Here is a 17,478-nt window from a genome sequence, read left to right as displayed (position 1 = left end):
CGACGTCAGCCAGCCGCCGTGGCCGCCACCAGCGAGCGCGGCCGCATGTCCTGCCAGTTCGCCTCGATGTAGGCGCTGCACGCGTCGCGGTCGGTCGGCGCCAGCGCGACCTGCCAGCCGGCGGGCACGGCGATGAAGGCGGGCCACAGCGAGTGCTGGCCCTCGTCGTTCACCAGCACCTGGAAGCTGGCGTTCTTGTCGTCGAAGGGATTGCTCATTTCGAATTTCCTTGTGTGTACGGTTCGTGTGTGGCGCTCAGGCCATCTCCGCGCGTTCGGAGGTTTGCAGAAGTGCCTCGAGGGCGCCGGCAACACCGGTCAGCGCGCGATGGCACGCGAAGTCCTCGCGCAACACAGCCGCGCGCTGACGATAGCTGGAGTTGCCCAGCACCTTGCGCACCGCATCGCCGACTTGGCGCGCGGTCGGCTGGCCGGTGGCGAGGTTGATGCCCGCGCCCGACCACGCCACGCGCGCGGCGATCTCGGGCTTTTCTTCCGAAGTGCCGGCAACCACCAGCGGCACACCGAGGCTCAGCGCATGGTTGACCGAGCCGTAGCCGCCGTTGGTGACCATCGCGTGCAGCTTGGGCAGCAGCCGGTCGTAGGGCAGGAACGGCAGCACGCGGGCATTGGCGGGCAGGTTCACCGTCAGCGCCGGCGGCACCGGGCCGCCGGTGGTGGCGATGACGAGGATGTTCTTGTCCCCGGCCAGCGCCTGCAGCGTCGGGCCGATCAGTTGCGACGGGTTCTGGTTGGCCAGCGTGCCCTGCGTGACCAGCACGACCGAGCGGCCGTCGTCCAGCTCGTGCCACCACTCGGGCGGCGTGAAGTCGCGGCTCGCGGGCGAGAGCAGCGGGCCGACGAAGTGCACCGAGGCCGGCAGGTCGCTGCGCGGGTATTCGAACGAAGGCGCCGTGAGCTGCAGGTACAGATCGGGCAGCTTCACCATCGCATCGACGAAGAAGTCCGGCAGCGCGGGCAGGCCCGGGCGCGCGAGCAGCGTGTCGAAGTAGCGCTGCACCTCGCCGAACATCGCCTGCTTGAGGTTGGCATTCATCGCCTTGTTGCGCACCCGCCCTTCCGGCGTGGACGACGGTGGCAGCGCGGTGCCGAAGAAGGCGGTGTCGCAACTGGAGAGCGGCAGCGCCGAGATGCCGATGCCGACGATGGCCGGACGGTCTTCGCGCGCCTTTCCCAAGAGCAGCGGGAAGGTGCCGCAGAACATCGTGTCGACCAGGATGGCGTCGGCGTCGAAGTCCTCGAGGATCGAACAGAGGCCCGCGTGCTGCGCAGCCATCGCGTCGGCAAAGAAGTGCTTCAGCCCGAAGCACATCTGCGCATGCGCCGAGGCGATGCGCTGGCGCTCGGGGAAGCGCTTGTCCAGGTCGCGGTAGTCGAAATCGATCGCGCGCTCGAAGGGCGTGAAGCTCGCGCCGGTCGCCTCGGCCTGCGCCTTGAACTGGCTCGCGGTGTGCACCCGCACATCGTGGCCCCGGTTCACCAGGTGCTGCGCGATGGCCAGCATCGGCAGGACGTGTCCCGGCAAGGCGGTTGCGGCGATGAGATAGCGTGCCATTCCGTTTGCTCCTATGAAGTGGTGGTTTCCAAAGCGCGGCGCGCCTTGGTGTCGATGCCCAGGTCGACGAAGTAGCGCTGCAGCAGGTCGCGGTCCACCGGGCGGATCGGCGCGCCGATGGCTTCGAGCTGTGCATGCGTGGCCGCACCGCTCACCTGCGGCGGCGTGGCCGTGGTGTCGTAGCGGTCGAGGATGGCGAGCACGGCGGCCAGGTCGCGGTCTTGCGCCACCGCCAGCCGTTCATGCGCGCGCTGCAGCCAGGGCTCCAGGCCGACTGGCTCCAGCCGCATGCCCATGCGCTCGAAGACGTGCGGAATGTCGCGCACCCGCAGCGCCGCCTGGCTCATCAGGTGGAACACCTGGCCCCACGAGGCCTCTTGCGCCGCCAGGCCGAGGATGGCGCGCGCCACGTCGTCCACCGGCGTGAGGTTCAGCGGCAGGTCCATGTCGGGAATCGCTTCCAGGTCGGCATAGAGATGCGCCACACGCCAGATCAGGTCGTCGGCATTGCAGATCGCGTGCGTGTGGTCGCCGGTGACGGCTCCGAGCCGGTAGATCGCGACCGGCATGCCGCGCGCCTGCGCCTCGCGGGCCAGCGCATCGCCGACCCACTTGCTCTGGCTGTAGCCGTCGACCAGCCCGCTCCACGAGGCCAGCGCCGATTGCTCGGTGATGGTGTCTTCCTTGTTGTTCTGGTCGATCACCGCAAGCGTGGAGACGTAATGCATGCTCTTCGCGCGGCCCTGCGACGTCCATTCGAGCAGCGTGACCACGCTGTCGACGTTCGCGGGCTTGAGGCTCGCATAGGGATGCAGGAAGTCGACCTGCGCGGCGCAGTGGTAGATGGCGTCGCAGCCATCGCGCACCAGTTGCACGGCCGCGTCGTCCAAGCCCAGGCGCGGCTTGCCGAGGTCGCCGGTCACGACCTTGATGCGCGCGTCGTCCCAGATCGCGCCGAGCTGGCGCTGGGCCAGCGTGCGCTTCAGGCGCGCTTCGCCGGCTTGCTCGTCGGGCGCTCGCACATGGCAGACCACGCAAGCCGCGGTGTCGCGCAGCAGCGCTGCGAGCAAGTGGCTGCCGACGAAGCCGCTCGCGCCGGTGAGGAACACGCGGCGCGGTTCGAGCTTCGGCGCAATCGCCTGCGGGCGGATGTGCGCGGGCAGGTCGAGTTCGCGCGACAGGTCCAGCGCCTCGGCAGCGCCGCCTTCGTCGTCCAGCCACGCGGCCAGGTCGGCGATGGTCGGGCGGTTGTAGACCTCGGCGTGCGGGAAGTCCGCGCGCACCTGTTGACGGATGCGCATGCCCAGCTGGATGGCCATGAGCGAATGCCCGCCGATCTCGAAGAAGTTGTCGTGAATGCCGACCCGCTCCAGGTGCAGCGTTTCGGACCAGAGGCCCGCGAGCAGCTTCTCGGTCGGTGTGCGGGGTTCCACGTACAGCGCGACGGGTTGCTGGTCGGGCACCGGCAGCGCCTTCTTGTCGAGCTTGCCGCTTTGCGTGAGCGGCAGCGACGGCAGGCGAACGAAGGCCGAGGGCACCATGTAGTCGGGCAAGCCCTGCGCCATGTGGGCGCGCAGCTCGGTCGGCTGCGGTTCGGAACCGGCGACGAAATAGGCGACGAGGCGCTTTTCGCCGGGCACGTCTTCGCGGGCGATCACGGCAGCCTGCGTGATCAGCGGGTGCTTCAGCAGCACGGATTCGATCTCGCCCGGCTCGATGCGAAAGCCCCGGATCTTCACCTGCTGATCGACGCGGCCTAGGAAATCGAGCGTGCCGTCGGCGCGCCAGCGTGCGAGGTCGCCGCTGCGGTACATGCGGCTGCCGGGCGTGCCGTGCGGGTCGGCGATGAAACGTTCCGCGCTCAGCACAGGACGGTTGAGATAACCACGCGCAACACCGCTGCCGGCGATGTAGAGCTCGCCCGCGACACCCGGCGGCACCGGCTGCAGGGCGTCGTCGAGCACGTACATCCGCGTGTTCCAGATCGGCTGGCCGATGGAGGGCAGCTCCCCGGCCGTCATCGGCGCGCTCATGCTCGCGCAGATGGTGATCTCGGTCGGGCCGTAGGCGTTGACCATGCGGCGGCCCTCTGACCACTTCGCCGCCAGCGCGGCGGGGCAGGCATCGCCGCCGACCACCAGCGTCCGCAGGTGCGGGAACTCGCCATGCGGCAAGGTCGCGAGCGCGGCCGGCGGAATCAGCGCGTGGCTCACGGCCTGCTTCTCGAGCAGGTCGGCGAGGTCCGTGCCGAGCAGTTGCTCCGGCCCCGGGACCACCAGCGCGGCGCCGGCGCGGAAGGCCATCAGCTGGTCCATCACCGAGGCGTCGAAACCGCTGGAGGAGAACTGCAGCACGCGCGAGTCGTGGTCGATGACGAGCCGCTCAGCCATCGCGGTGCCCAGGCTGGCGAGGCCCGCATGCGGCACCACCACGCCCTTGGGCACGCCGGTGGAGCCGGAGGTGAAGATGATGTAGGCGGCATCGCCGGGCGCGGCCGTTTGCGCGAGCGGTTTGTCCGACTGGATGGCGAGCGCAGCGACCATGCTGTCGCTGTCGAGGGCGATGCAGCGGGGAACACCGGCCAGTTCGGGCAGCAACGCATCGTGCGTCAGCACCGCGGCGGGTGCGGCCTCCTCGAACACGAAGGCGCTGCGCGCGGCCATGTGGTTGGGGTCGATGGGCAGGTAGGCGGCGCCGGCCTTCACGATGGCCAGGTGCGCCACGATGAGGTCGAGCGAACGCGGCAGCACCGTCGCGACGATGGCGCCCGCCGCGATGCCTTGCGCGCGCAGCAGGTGCGAGAGCCGGTTGGCGCGCGCATCGAGTTCGGCGTAGCTCACGGTCGTGTCGTCGAGCACCACCGCATCCGCATGCGGGCGCTCGGCGGCGTGCGACGCCACCATGGCGGCGAACGAGAGCGGTGCGAGATCGCGCGTGCGGCCACTCCACTCGGACAACAGGCGGTCGGTTTCCTCGGCGCTCAGGATCGCGAGGCCGCTCACCGCGTCGTCGGGCGCATCACATGCCTCTTCGAGCAAGCGCACCAGCCGCGCGCCCATGGCTTCGACGGTGCTGCGCTCGAACAGGTCGGTGCTGTACTGGATGCCGCCGGAGATGCCGCCCGGCAGGCCATCGGCACCGCGCTGCTCGCCGAGGATGAACGACAGGTCGAACTTCGCGGTGTCGATGGCCACCGGCTGCGGCGTGATCGACAGGCCCGGCAGGCTGAACGACAGGCGGTTGGTGCTCTGGAAGCCCAGCATGACCTGGAACAGCGGCAGGTTGGCGCGCGAGCGGCCCGGGCGCAGCAGCTCCACGAGGCGGTCGTACGGGAACTCCTGGTTCGCATATGCCGCGAGGTTGGTGGCGCGCACGCGCGAGACCAGCTCGCGCAGGCCCGGCTGGCCCGAGGTGTCGGTGCGCAGCACCAGCGTGTTGACGAAGCAGCCGATGAGCTCGTCCAGCGCATGGTCGCTGCGCCCGGCGACGGGGCTGCCGATGACGATGTCGTCGCCCGCCCCGAGTCGGCTCAAGAGACCCGCGAGCGCGGCCTGCAGCACCATGAAGACGCTGGCCTGTCCGTCGCGCGCCAGTTGCAGGATGCGTTCGTGCACGTGCGCCGGAATCTGCAGCGGAACCACGTCGCCGCGGTAGGTGGGCACGAGCGGGCGTGCGTGGTCGACGGGCAGGGTCAATTGCTCGGGCAGGTCGCTCAACGAAGAACGCCAGAACTCGCGCTGGCGGCCGGCCATGCTGTCGGCGTCGTCTTCGCTGCCCAGGAGCTCCTGCTGCCACAGCGCGTAGTCGGCGTATTGCAGCGGCAGCGGCTCCCAGCCCGGCGCCTTGCCTTCGCAGCGCGCGGCATAGGCCACGCTCAGGTCGCGCGCCAGCGGCAGCAGCGAGGCGCCGTCGCCGGCGATGTGGTGCGTGAGCAGCAGCAGCACGTGCTCGTCGGCCACGAGCTTGAACAGGTAGACGCGCAGCGGCGCCGCGCCGCCGAGGTCGAAGGCGTGGCCCGCCGCAGCGTGGAGCTGCGCGGCGATTTCTTCTTCGCTGCTGTCGGCTTCGATCACCGCCGGACGCGCATCTGCGCCGTCGAGGATGTGCTGGTACGGCAGCCCGTCTTCGTTCGGATAGACGGTCCGCAGGCTTTCATGGCGCTGCACCAGGTCGCCGAGCGCCGCATGCAGCGCGGCGCGGTCGAGCACACCGGAAAGGCGCAGCGCGAGCGGCATGTTGTAGGCCGGGTTCGCGCCTTCGAGCTGGTTCATCAGCCACAGGCGGCGCTGCGCGAACGAGAGCGGAATGCGCGCGGGGCGCGGCATCGGCGTAAGGCTCGGGCGCGCGACCGATTCCTGGTCGAGCAGCTCGGCGAGGCCGGCGATGGTGGAGACCTGGAACAGCGTGTCGACCGGCAGGTCGATCATGAATTGCTGTCGGATCATCGACATCAGCTGCACGATCATCAGCGAGTGCCCGCCGAGTTCGAAGAAGTTGTCGTTCACGCCGACGCGCGGCAGGTGCAGCGTCTCGGCCCAGAGACCGGCGAGGATCTTTTCGGTCGGCGTGCGCGGCGCGGCATACGGCGTGGCGGCCTGCACTTCGGGGGGCGGCAGCGACTTGCGGTCGAGCTTGCCGCTCGGGCCCAGCGGCAGCGACGGGAGGCTGACGAAGGCTGACGGAACCATGTACTCGGGAAGCGATTGCGCGAGGTGTGTCCGCAGTTCGGCCGCTTGCAGATCGGTTGCATCGGCGGCTACGACGTAGGCCACGAGGCGCTTCTCGCCCGGCACGTCTTCGCGTGCGATCACCGCAGCCTGCGCAACTTGCGGGTGCTGCAGCAGCGCCGATTCGATCTCGCCCGGCTCGATGCGCAGGCCCCGGATCTTCACCTGCTGGTCAGCGCGGCCGAGGAAGTCGAGGCTGCCGTCCTTGCGCCAGCGCGCGAGGTCGCCGGTGCGGTACATGCGGCTGCCGGGCGCGCCGTGGGGGTTGGCGATGAAGCGCTCGGCGCTCAGCAACGGGCGCTTGAGATAACCGCGTGCAAGGCCGACGCCTGCGATGTACAACTCGCCGGTCACGCCGGCCGGCACGGGCTGCATGCCGCTGTCGAGCACGTGCATCTGCGTGTTCCAGATCGGGCGGCCGATGGGGACGCTCGTGGCTTCCGCATCGCGTACGTCGTTCGGGCGCTCGCACTCCCACGAAGTGACGTCGACCGCGGCCTCGGTCGGACCGTAGAGGTTGTGCAGCTCGCACGACAGGCGCTGCTGGAACTGCGATTGCAGCGCGGGCGACAGCGCCTCGCCGCTGCAGATCACGCGGCGCAGCGTGGTGCATGCGGCGGCCGTGGGTTCGAGCAGGAAGACTTCGAGCATCGACGGCACGAAGTGGATCGTCGTGATGCCCTCTTGCGCGATCAGCTCCGCAAGGTACGCCGCATCCTTGTGGCCGCCCGGCTTCGCGAGCACCAACGTGGCGCCGTCGATCAGCGGCCAGAAAAATTCCCACACCGACACGTCGAAGCTCGACGGCGTCTTCTGCAGCACGCGGTCGTCGGCCTGGAGGCCGTAGCGGTCCTGCATCCAGCAGAGGCGGTTGACGATGGCGCGGTGCGACACGACCGCGCCCTTGGGCATGCCGGTCGAGCCCGAGGTGTAGATCACGTAGGCCGGATGCGAGGGGTCGATTGCGACGCCGGGGTTGGTGTCGGCACAAGTCACCAACTCGGCAATCGTTTGCGCTGCATCGATCAGCAATGCGGGGGCGGCTGCTGGCAGCGACTCCGCGAGGGCTTCGGTCGTGACGAGGCACACAGGTTGCGCGTCGCCGAGCATGAAGGCGATGCGGTCCTGCGGGAAGTCCGGATCGACCGGCAGGTACGCCGCGCCGGTCTTCAGCGTGGCGAGCAACGCGACCATCAGGTCCATCGACCGCGGAATCGCGAGCGCCACGGTGCGCTCGGGGCCTGCACCGCGTGCGCGCAACAGGTGCGCGAGCCGGTTGGCGCGGCGGTTCAGTTCTTCATTGCTCATCGCCTCACCGTCGAAACGCAACGCGATGGCTTGCGGGTTGGCGGCAAGCTGCGCTTCGATGAGCGCGGTGAGGTTCGTGTCGGGCACGGCGTGGGCCGTGTCGTTCCATGTCACCAGCAACTGCTTGCGTTCGTCGGCGCCGAGCAGATCGATCTGGCCGACAGCCTGCAACGGCAGACGGATCACGGCGTCGATGAACGCCAGCAAGCGGCGCTGATGGTCGGCCAGTTCCTCTGCGGTGTGCACCGCGGGGTTGGCGTCGAAGTCGATCTGCAGGTCTTGTCCGTTGCCGCGCTCGTACAGGAAGATGCCGATGTCTTCCGCCGTGCCGTTCGAGAGGTTGCGCGGCTTCGCTGCGTGGCCCGCGAAACGGAAGTCGTAGTCGAAGGGCTCGACGTTGACGACGGTGGTGAAGAGCTGCCGGTTGTTCACCAGCATGTTGAGGTCGCTGCGCAGGTGCTCGTAGCGGTACGACTGGTGCCGCAGGATCTGACGCATCTGCCGGCCGACTTCGCGGATCAGTTCCGGAATCGGCAGGTCCGCGCGCATCGCGAGGCGCAGCGGCAGCGCATTGGCCACCATTGCGGGCACGCGGCGCATGCGGTCGTTGTGGCGCGCGGTGACGGGGATGCCGATCGCCATGTCCTCGATGCCCGTCGCGCGGTACAGGTAGGCGGCCGTGGTGGCGATCAATATCTGCGGCAGCGTGGTGCCCAGTTCCTGCGCAATGGTTTGCAGGGCCTGCACGCTGGCCGCGGGCAGGTGCACTGTCTGGCGCAAGAGGCCGCCGATGTTGACCGAGCGGCGCGAGGCGAGGCTCAGCGGATCGGGCGCGTCGGCGAAGCGCTCGGTCCAGTACTGGCGGTCGCGCGGAAAGCGGCCGGACTCGCGGTAGGCATGTTCTTCGTCGGCCAGCTGCGAGATCGGTGCGAGGCGCGAGTCTTCGGGCACCGCGGCGTTGTCCTCGACCATCGCGGTGTAGATGTCGGCGAAGCGTCGCGCGATGAGCCCACCGCTGAAGCCGTCGAGCACGATGTGGTGGCTGCGGTGATACCAGACGTGGCGATCGGGCGCGAGGCGGATCAACGCGGACAGCCACAGTTGCCCGTGCGCAAGATCGATGTTGCGGGTGTAGTCGGCGCGCATCCAGCGCTCTGCCTCGGCCAGCGGATCGCTGTCGCCACTGAGGTCGAGGTACGGAATTTCCCCAGAGAAAACAGGTGCGACCACCTGCCGCGGCCCCTGCGGGGTATCGACGAAGTTCAGGCGCGTGGCCTCGACTTCATCGGCCACCTGCCGCATGGCGGCGAGAAAGATGTCGGGGTCGATCTCGCCAGCGATGTCGATGGCTTCGGCGAGATTGAAATTGGTGTCGGGCGAGGCGAACTTTGCGCCGAGCCACATCGCCATCTGCCCCGAGGTAAGGGGGGCGGTGCGGCCCAGCTGATCGACGGTACTCATGCACTTCTCCAGGTCTTGAGTGAAATTGGCAACGATGCATGTGCGCGTGAAATGGACGCGTCGTGCATCGGCCGCTCAAGGAGAAATGCCGGTGCTCCGCGGTAACAATCCGTTCACATTGCCAGTCCACTGTACAAGTGGTTGCAACCATTTCAGTGACGGTTTTTGGGCCGAAAACATTTCATGACCGTCTTTGAGCGCGAAAGATTTCATCCTTGCATTGCGACATGAATCGCGGCTTTCGGAATCGAAGGCTTTCATCGTATTTCGGCGGCCATGCACCCCAAAAGCTTGTTGCGATGCAGCAACTTGGCGAGGAAGTTGTAGGGGCATCGCTCGCCGTGTTATTCGCGGCGGCACGCGCGTACGCGCCACGCGGCGCGTACTTTGGTTGTCGAACGCGTTGTCGCTTCAGGCGCGCTCGGAGAACAACGCCGTGATCACCTGCCGCAACCAGCGGTTGGCCGGATCGCCCTCGAAGCGTTTGCTCCAGTGCAGCGACACGCTGAAGTCGCGCAGCGGAAACGGTGGCTCGACGATCGCGTAGCCGCCCTCTTCCGCAAAGCCGCGCGCGATGTTGCGCGGCATCACCACCGCGAGGTCGGTGGCGCGCACGATGGCGGGCAGCACCATGAAGTGCTCGGTCGTGAGGCGCAGGCGGTCTTCCAGGTTCAACAGTTGCAGGATGCGCAGCGTGTCGGCGTGCGTGCGCACCGCCACGTAGTCGAGTTCCTGTAGCGCCTCGAGCAGCGCCTGCCCCTTGCGCCGGCGCTTCACGAAGGGATGGCCCTTGCGCAGCAGCACGATGTAGCGGTCCTTCAGGAGATGGATGCGCTGCGTGTCGCGCACGTTCGACAAGAAACCGAAGGCGAAATCGATTCGGCCGCTGTCGAGCGCGGGCGCGACTTCCGCCGGCAGCAGCGGCAGGGTCTCCAGCCGCACGCCGGGCGCGAGTTCGCCCAGCCGCGCCATCAGCGCGGGCAGGAAGCGCCCTTCGCCGATGTCGCTCATGTGAATACGAAAGCTCTTGCGCGAGACCTGCGGCTCGAAGCGATCGGGCTCGTGCAGCGCCGCCTCGATGGTGCTGAGCGCCGCCTGCACCGCGACCGCGAGCCGGTCGGCGCGCGGTGTCGGCGCCACGCCGCCGGGGGTGCGCGTGAAGAGCGCGTCTTTCAGCAACAACCGCAGCCGCCCCAAGCCGTGACTCGCCGCAGGCTGCGTGAGGCCCAGCGACTCCGCCGCGCGGCTCACGCTGCGCTCGCGATAGACCGCATCGAACAAGCGCAGCAGGTTGAGGTCGACCGAGTCGATATGCATGCCATTCATATTGCTTAGCTTGATTATTTTATTGAGCGCGGACCCCATGGCACGCACACTGGCGAGCGGTTTTCAGTCGGCCCCAAAGCCGAATCGATCGAACACCCCACGACAAGAAGGAGACACGACATGGCCCTACGCCGTTCGCACGCGGTCCTCGCCGCCCTGCTCTTCACAGCCACCGCCGCATGGGCCCAGCAGCCCCCGGCCGAGGAACCGGGGTGGGCCAAGGGCCGCCCGAAGAACGAAGCCGCCACGCGCTTGGCACCCGTGCCCTCTTTCCCGATTCCCACCGCGCCCGACCAGTTGCCCACCGCCAAGTTCAAGCTCCCGCCGGGCTTCAAGGTGGAGACCTGGGCCTCGGGCGTGCTCGACGCGCGCGAGCTGCGCCAGGGCGCCAAGGGCACGGTCTTCGTGAGCACGCTCTTCGTGGGCAACAAGGTCTACGCCATTGCCGAGAAGGGCGACCGCAAGCCCAAGACCATCATCGACAAGACCGAGTTCGCCACCGGCATCGAGTTCTACAAGGGCGCGCTCTTCCTGGCCACGCACAAGCAGATCGTGCGGTACGACGGCATCGAGGACAAGCTGGACAACCCCGGTACGCCGGTGGTGCTCAACGACAAGCTGCCCGGCGGCCAGGACCACAGCTGGCGGTACCTGCGCATGCACAAGGACAAGCTCTACTACGCCGTCGGCGCGCCCTGCAACCTGTGCGAGCCCGACGACGCGCATGCGCGCATCTTTCGCATGAACCCCGACGGCAGCGGCATCGAGACGGTGGCGCGCGGCGTGCGCAACACGGTGGGCTTCGACTTCGATCCGAAGACCGGCAACCTCTGGTTCACCGACAACGGCCGCGACTGGCTCAGCGAAGACCTGCCGAACGACGAGCTCAACGTGGTGACCAAGCCCGACCAGCACTTCGGCTATCCGTACTGCCACCAGGGCAACATCCTCGATTCGGAATTCGGCTGGGGCAAGCGTTGCGACGACTACCAGAAGCCCGCCGCCCTGCTCGGCCCACACGCTGCCGCGTTGGGCCTCGCCTTCTACAACGGCAAGAGCTTCCCGGCCAAGTACCGCGGCGCCATGTTCATCGCACGCCACGGCCCGTGGAACCGCACCACCAAGTACGCCGACATCGCGGTCGCGTGGCCCGACGGCAAGGGCGGCGCGAAGGTCGAGCCCTTCATGACGGGCTTCGTCGAGAACAACACCTACCTCGGCCGGCCGGTGGACTTCCTCGTGCTGAAAGATGGTTCGATGCTGGTGAGCGACGACCACGCCGGTGCGATCTACCGCATCAGCTACGGCGGCAAATGAAGAGAGCCGGCGTCATTGCGAAAGCGATCGCGGCGGGCTTGATGGCGGCGGCGCTGTCGTCGGCGGTTGCGCAGGGCACGAAGCCGGCTGCGTCAGCGCAGCCCAGCTATGCGCAGCGCTATGCGTCCCTGTGCGCCTCGTGCCACGGCGCGAACGGCCGCAGCGACATGGCAGGCACGCCGGTGCTTGCGGGCCAGCATTCGTTCTATGCGATCACGCAGCTCTTTCTCTTTCGCGAAGGCCGGCGCGACAACCCGGCAATGACCGCAGTCGCCAAGACCATGACCGATGCCGACCTGCGCGGCTTCTCGGACTACATCGCCACGCTGCCCGCGGTGCCCGCACCGCCGGCCGCCACGCCGCCCGATGCCGCACGCATGACGCGCGGCCAGTCCCTGGCGCAAGAGCATCGCTGCGTGATCTGCCACGGTGCCGACCTGAGCGGTGGCCAGCAGGTGCCGCGCATCGGCCAGCAGCATGAGGACTACCTGCAGCTCACGCTGCACGGCTTTCGCACGGGCAAGCGCCCGGGCTACACGCAGGCGATGGGCGAGGCGGTGAGCCGCATCGCGCCGGAGGACCTGGACACGCTCGCCTATTACGTCGCGCGCTTTCCGAGCGCCCCCGCCAAGCCTCCACCGAAGTAACACCGCCGTACGACATCTGCGAGTGCGCCATGCGGACGCAGCGCACCGCGCACCCGAAATTCCCCAAAACCACCCCTATCGGAGCCGAATCTCTTGGAAGTCTCATTCAGCAAGGAAGTGGAAATGCTGCGCCTGGGCACCGGCGACACCTTCCACGGCGAGGGCATCCTCGCCATCACCAAGGGCCTCCTGCAGTCGGGCGTGGCCTACGTGGGCGGCTACCAGGGAGCGCCCGTGTCGCACCTGCTCGACGTCATGGTCCAGGGCAAGGCCTACATGGACGAACTCGGCGTGCACGTCGAGGCCTGTTCCAACGAAGCCTCGGCGGCGGCGATGCTCGGCGCCTCCATCCACTACCCGCTGCGCGGCGCGGTCACCTGGAAATCCATCGTCGGCACCAACGTGGCGGCCGATGCGCTGTCGAACCTCTCTTCGCCTGGCGTGACCGGCGGCGTGCTGGTCGTGGTGGGCGAGGACTACGGCGAAGGCGCCAGCGTGATCCAGGAACGCACGCATGCCTACGCGCTCAAGTCGAGCATGTGCCTGCTCGATCCGCGCCCCGATCTCGGCGTGATGGTGCGCATGGTCGAAGAAGGATTTCGCCTTTCCGAAACCTCGAACATGCCCTGCCTCATGGAGCTGCGCATCCGAACCTGCCACGTGCGCGGCAGCTTCGAGTGCAAGGACAACATCGCGCCCGCCGTCTCCACGCGCGCGCTCATGACCGAGCCCGCGGGCTTCGACTACATGCGCCTCGCGCACCCGCCCGTCACCTTCCGCCACGAGAAGCTCAAGGGCGATGCGCGCATTCCGGCGGCGCGGCGCTACATCGTCGAGCAGGGGCTCAACGAGCTGATGCCCGGCCATCGCCATGCGGACCTGGGCATCGTGGTGCAGGGCGGGCTCTACAACGCGCTCGTCCGCAGCCTGCAGCAGCAGGGCCTGGCCGATGCGTTCGGCGAGACCGACATCCCGATCCTCGTGCTCAACGTGACCTATCCGCTGGTGCCCGAACAGGTGGCCGACTTCTGCGTGGGCAAGCGCGCGGTGCTGGTGGTGGAAGAAGGCCAGCCCGAGTACATCGAGCAGGACATTGCGACCTTGCTGCGCCGGCGCGACATCCAGACGCCGCTGCATGGCAAGGACATGCTGCCCGCCGCCGGCGAGTACGGCGTCGAGGTGTTGTCGGGCGGCATCGGCGCTTTCGCCGCGAAATACATCGAAGCCGGCGAGGCGTTGTCTTCCGCACAGGCTTGGCTCGCAGGCAACCGCGAACGCCGCGAGGCCGTTGCGCGCCAGCTCACGGCGCCGCTGCCCAACCGCCCGCCGAGCTTCTGCATCGGCTGCCCCGAGCGCCCGGTGTTCTCCGCGCTCAAGCTTGCACAGCAGGAGACGGGGCCGGTGCACATCGCAGCGGACATCGGCTGTCATGCCTTCGGCACCTTCGAGCCGTTCTCGATGGGCCATTCGATCCTCGGCTATGGCATGAGCCTCGCGAGCCGCGCGGGCGTGGCACCGATGATGAACCGCCGCACGCTCTCGATCATGGGCGACGGCGGGTTCTGGCACAACGGCCTGCTCACCGGCGTGCAGAGCGCGCTGTTCAACGACGACGACGCGGTGCTCCTGATCTTCAAGAACGGCTACACCTCTGCCACCGGCACGCAGGACATCATCTCCACGCCCGACGACGAGACCAAGGAGCGCGCCGTCGACAAGCAGCAGAGCCTGGTCGACAAGAACCAGACCATCGAGGCCACGCTCACCGGCCTGGGCGTGAAGTGGATGCGCACCGTGACCACCTACGACGTGGAGCGCATGCGCAAGACGCTGACCGAGGCGCTCACCAGCGACTTCAACGGCCTGAAGGTGGTGATCGCCGAGGGCGAATGCCAGCTCGAACGGCAGCGGCGCATCAAGCCGTGGATCGCCGGTCTGCTCAAGAAGGGCGAGCGCGTGGTGCGCGTGAAGTACGGCGTCGATGAAGACGTGTGCAACGGCGACCACGCGTGCATTCGCCTCTCGGGCTGCCCGACGCTCACGCTCAAGGACAACCCCGATCCTCTGAAGGTCGACCCCGTTGCCACCGTGATCGACGGCTGCGTGGGCTGCGGCCTCTGCGGCGAGAACGCGCACGCGGCCACGCTGTGCCCGAGCTTCTATCGGGCCGAGGTGGTGCAGAACCCGAAGTGGCACGAACGCCTCGTGCATTCGCTGCGCGGCGCGGTCGTTCGCGCACTGCAACCCGCATGAGCCACATGAGCCAGATGAGCCGCGCCATGGAAACGAATCGTCCCATCACCCTTCTCGTCTGCGCCCTCGGCGGCGAAGGCGGCGGCGTGCTCACCGAATGGCTGGTGGACATCGCCCGCCATGCCGGCTACGCCGCGCAGAGCACCTCGATCCCCGGCGTCGCGCAGCGCACCGGCGCCACCACGTACTACATCGAGGTGTTCCCCGTGCCGCTTGCGCAGCTCGGCGGCAGGCGCCCGGTGTTCAGCCTGAGCCCGGTGCCCGGCGCGCTCGATGCGATCGTTTCTTCTGAACTGCTCGAGACCGCGCGGCAGATCGGCAACGGCATGAGCGCGCCGCTGCGCACCCTGGTCATCAGCTCGTCGGCCCGCATCTTCACCACCGCCGAACGCATGGAGCCCGGTGACGGGCGCGCCGATGCGCAGCGCCTGGTCGATGTGGTGAAAGCCTTCAGCCGCGAGCACCATGTGTTCGACATGAACGCCATCGCACGCGACACCGGCACGGTGGTCAGCGCCGTGATGCTCGGCGCCATCGCGGGCAGCGGCCTCTTCCCGTTTCCGCGCGAAGCCTATGAGCACGTCGTGCGCGGCGGCGACACGAGCGCGCCCGAGAAGCTCAACAAGATGGCCGCCGCCAGCCTGCGCGGCTTCGCGGCCGCCTTCGACGCGGTGAGCGCACCGCGCACCCAAGCCGCTTTCGTGAACAGCGTGATGGCTGGCGACACCGCCGACGCGCCGCCACCCGCGCGCGCCCTGTCCGACGAACTGGCGCGGCGCTTTCCCCCCGCCGTGCACGACATGCTCGCGCTCGGCCACGCGCGTGTGCTCGATTACCAGGACGCCGCCTACGCGACGCTCTACGCCGATCGATTGGGCAAGGTGCTCGATGCCGAGCGCGCCGCCGATCCGGCCGGCGCCCACGGCTTTGCCCTCACCCGCGAGGCCGCGCGCTGGCTCGCGCTGTGGATGGCCTTCGACGACATCGTGCGCGTGGCCGCGCTCAAGGGCCGCGCGAGCCGCGCCCGGCGCGTGCGGCAGGAAGTGCGGGCGGGGGACGAAGACATCGTGAAGCTCTACGACCACTTCAAACCCGGCGCCGCCGAGTTCGCCGCGCTGCTGCCGCCCGCGCTGTCGCGCCGCGTGACCGCATGGGACCGCGCCCGGCAGGCGCGCGGCCGCGAGCCCTGGGCGCTGCCGCTCAAGGTGGGCAGCCATTCGGTCTTCGGCATGGCGTCGCTGCGGCTCCTGTCGTCGCTGAAGTGGCTGCGCCGCCGAGGCAGCCGCTTCGCCGAAGAGCAGGCGCTCATCGAACGCTGGCTTGCGGCCGTTGAAACCGGCACGCGCGAGGCCTGGACACTGGGCCACGAGCTTGCGCTGTGCGGCCGGCTCATCAAGGGCTACGGCAGCACCAACGAACGCGGCAAGGAGAACCTGCTGCACGTGACCGACCATCTCGCGGCACAGCCCGGCGTGACGCCGTCCGTGCGCGCGCAATCCGTGGCGGCGGCGCGCACCGCGGCATTGGCCGACGATGCCGGCCGCGCACTCGATGCCGCGCTGGTCGCGCATGGTGCGCCCGCCCGCGCGGTCAGGGCCCAGCCCATCCGCTGGATGAAGCGCAAGCCGAGCGGCGGCGCCTGAGGCGAGAGGCGACACGATGGCATCGATCAACGTCGAAGACCACCGCCACCGCATCCCCAGGAAATCCCGCGCGGGAAAGCCTCCATTTACCCGGTCCACGCCGCTGCCTAGGCTGACCGGTCTCGACGATTTCAAACAGACCATAAAGAAGGAGACCATGAAAACCACCGACCGCCATTCCCATCGCCGCAGCGCGCGCCCCTCGCCCGCCGCCCTGCTCGCAGCCTGCGCGGCGCTTGTGCTCGGCACGCCCGCCGTGCATGCGCAGGACAAGCCCGTGCAGCTCAAGCTCTCGAGCTGGGTGCCCGCTCAACACCCGCTCAACCCTGCCCTGCAGGCCTGGGCCGACGACATCAAGAAGGCATCGAACGGCAGCATCACCGCGATCCTGTTTCCCTCGGAGCAGCTCGGCAAGGCCTTCGATCACTACGACATGGCGCGCGACGGCATCGCCGACTTCTCGTACGTGAACCCGGGCTACCAGCCGGGCCGCTTTCCGGTGATGGCCGGCGCATCGTTGCCTTTCCTCTTCGCCAATGGCAAGGAAGGCTCGGCCGCCATCGACGACTGGTACCGCAACTACGCGGCCAAGGAAATGAAGGACGTGAAGTACTGCTTCGCGTTCGTGCACGACCCCGGCACCTTCCACTCGCGCAAGAAGATCACGCTGCCCACCGACATCAAGGGGATGAAGGTGCGCCCGGCCACCAGCACCGTGGGCCAGCTGATTACCTCGCTGGGCGGCACCAACGTGCAGGCCTCGGCGCCCGAGTCGCGCGACATGCTGGAGCGCGGCGTGGCCGATGCCATCACCTTCCCGTGGGGGTCGATCGGACTCTTCGGCATCGACAAGGTGGTGAAGTACCACATGGATGCGCCGCTGTACGTCACGCCTTTCGTCTGGGTGATGAACAAGGGGAAGTACGACGCGATGTCCGCGGGACAGAAGAAAGTGATCGACGACCACTGCACCAGCGAATGGGCGCAGAAGGTGGCGGGGCCGTGGGCCGACTTCGAGTTCGGCGGGCGCGCGAAGATCGCGGCGCAATCGGGCCACGAGGTCTACAAGCTCACGCCGGAACAGCTCGATGCCTGGCGCAAGGCGGCCGCGCCGTCGGAGGCGCAATGGGCCGAGAGCGTGAAGAAGGTGAGCGAAGACCCGAAGGCGGTGATGGATGCGCTGAAGGGCAGCCTCACGAAATACAAGTCGGCGCTCTGAGC

The 17,478-nt window shown here is 68.2% G+C and carries 9 protein-coding genes; 5 read left to right on the top strand and 4 right to left on the bottom strand.

What is annotated here, in order from left to right; all coding sequences use genetic code 11:
* Window positions 1-5 precede the first annotated feature (5 nt).
* The 4 genes from QFZ83_RS04750 to QFZ83_RS04735 form a co-directional block, all read right to left on the bottom strand.
* Window positions 6-218 carry an MbtH family protein gene (locus QFZ83_RS04750; RefSeq protein ID WP_307503226.1) on the bottom strand — a complete coding sequence of 71 codons (213 nt, stop codon included), beginning with the start codon at window positions 216-218 and terminating at the stop codon, window positions 6-8.
* Between the two features lie 37 nt (window positions 219-255).
* Window positions 256-1,575: a glycosyltransferase gene (locus QFZ83_RS04745; RefSeq protein ID WP_307503225.1), complete on the bottom strand. Its 1,320-nt coding sequence runs from the start codon at window positions 1,573-1,575 to the stop codon at window positions 256-258.
* An 11-nt stretch (window positions 1,576-1,586) separates the two neighbouring features.
* A complete protein-coding gene (locus QFZ83_RS04740; RefSeq protein ID WP_307503222.1) occupies window positions 1,587-9,071 on the bottom strand; it encodes a non-ribosomal peptide synthetase in 7,485 nt (2,494 codons plus the stop codon).
* A gap of 411 nt (window positions 9,072-9,482) precedes the next feature.
* Entirely contained in the window at window positions 9,483-10,397 is a 915-nt protein-coding gene (locus QFZ83_RS04735) for a LysR family transcriptional regulator (protein WP_307503219.1), read from the bottom strand.
* A gap of 120 nt (window positions 10,398-10,517) precedes the next feature.
* On the opposite strand from QFZ83_RS04735, the gene QFZ83_RS04730 reads away from it, so the two are divergent.
* From QFZ83_RS04730 to QFZ83_RS04710, 5 genes are all read left to right on the top strand, one after another.
* Window positions 10,518-11,714: a sorbosone dehydrogenase family protein gene (locus QFZ83_RS04730; protein ID WP_013542898.1), complete on the top strand. Its 1,197-nt coding sequence runs from the start codon at window positions 10,518-10,520 to the stop codon at window positions 11,712-11,714.
* Window positions 11,711-12,361: a c-type cytochrome gene (locus QFZ83_RS04725; RefSeq protein WP_307503215.1), complete on the top strand. Its 651-nt coding sequence runs from the start codon at window positions 11,711-11,713 to the stop codon at window positions 12,359-12,361. Before QFZ83_RS04730 ends, QFZ83_RS04725 begins: the two co-directional genes overlap by 4 nt.
* Before the next feature lie 93 nt (window positions 12,362-12,454).
* Window positions 12,455-14,614, top strand: coding sequence for an indolepyruvate ferredoxin oxidoreductase subunit alpha (locus tag QFZ83_RS04720; RefSeq protein WP_307503211.1), 2,160 nt, complete (start codon window positions 12,455-12,457; stop codon window positions 14,612-14,614).
* A gap of 26 nt (window positions 14,615-14,640) precedes the next feature.
* Window positions 14,641-16,257: an indolepyruvate oxidoreductase subunit beta family protein gene (locus QFZ83_RS04715; RefSeq protein WP_307512631.1), complete on the top strand. Its 1,617-nt coding sequence runs from the start codon at window positions 14,641-14,643 to the stop codon at window positions 16,255-16,257.
* A gap of 157 nt (window positions 16,258-16,414) precedes the next feature.
* Window positions 16,415-17,476 (top strand): TRAP transporter substrate-binding protein, encoded by a 1,062-nt coding sequence (locus QFZ83_RS04710; RefSeq protein WP_307503208.1) that lies wholly within the window; start codon window positions 16,415-16,417, stop codon window positions 17,474-17,476.
* Window positions 17,477-17,478: the final 2 nt, after the last annotated feature.

This window comes from Variovorax sp. W1I1, assembly GCF_030815625.1.
GTDB classification, from domain to species: domain Bacteria; phylum Pseudomonadota; class Gammaproteobacteria; order Burkholderiales; family Burkholderiaceae_C; genus Variovorax; species Variovorax paradoxus_C.
The sequence above is the reverse complement of the archived record's forward strand: the minus strand, read 5'-3'. Positions and strand labels throughout refer to the sequence as shown.

Bases quoted from the DNA above. Each gene is read 5' to 3' on its own strand.
- QFZ83_RS04735 (WP_307503219.1), bottom strand. From the start codon at position 10,397: ATGAATGGCATGCATATCGACTCGGTCGACCTCAACCTGCTGCGCTTG.
- QFZ83_RS04710 (WP_307503208.1), top strand. From the start codon at position 16,415: ATGAAAACCACCGACCGCCATTCCCATCGCCGCAGCGCGCGCCCCTCG.
- QFZ83_RS04750 (WP_307503226.1), bottom strand. From the start codon at position 218: ATGAGCAATCCCTTCGACGACAAGAACGCCAGCTTCCAGGTGCTGGTG.
- QFZ83_RS04715 (WP_307512631.1), top strand. From the start codon at position 14,641: ATGGAAACGAATCGTCCCATCACCCTTCTCGTCTGCGCCCTCGGCGGC.
- QFZ83_RS04745 (WP_307503225.1), bottom strand. From the start codon at position 1,575: ATGGCACGCTATCTCATCGCCGCAACCGCCTTGCCGGGACACGTCCTG.
- QFZ83_RS04725 (WP_307503215.1), top strand. From the start codon at position 11,711: ATGAAGAGAGCCGGCGTCATTGCGAAAGCGATCGCGGCGGGCTTGATG.
- QFZ83_RS04740 (WP_307503222.1), bottom strand. From the start codon at position 9,071: ATGAGTACCGTCGATCAGCTGGGCCGCACCGCCCCCCTTACCTCGGGG.
- QFZ83_RS04730 (WP_013542898.1), top strand. From the start codon at position 10,518: ATGGCCCTACGCCGTTCGCACGCGGTCCTCGCCGCCCTGCTCTTCACA.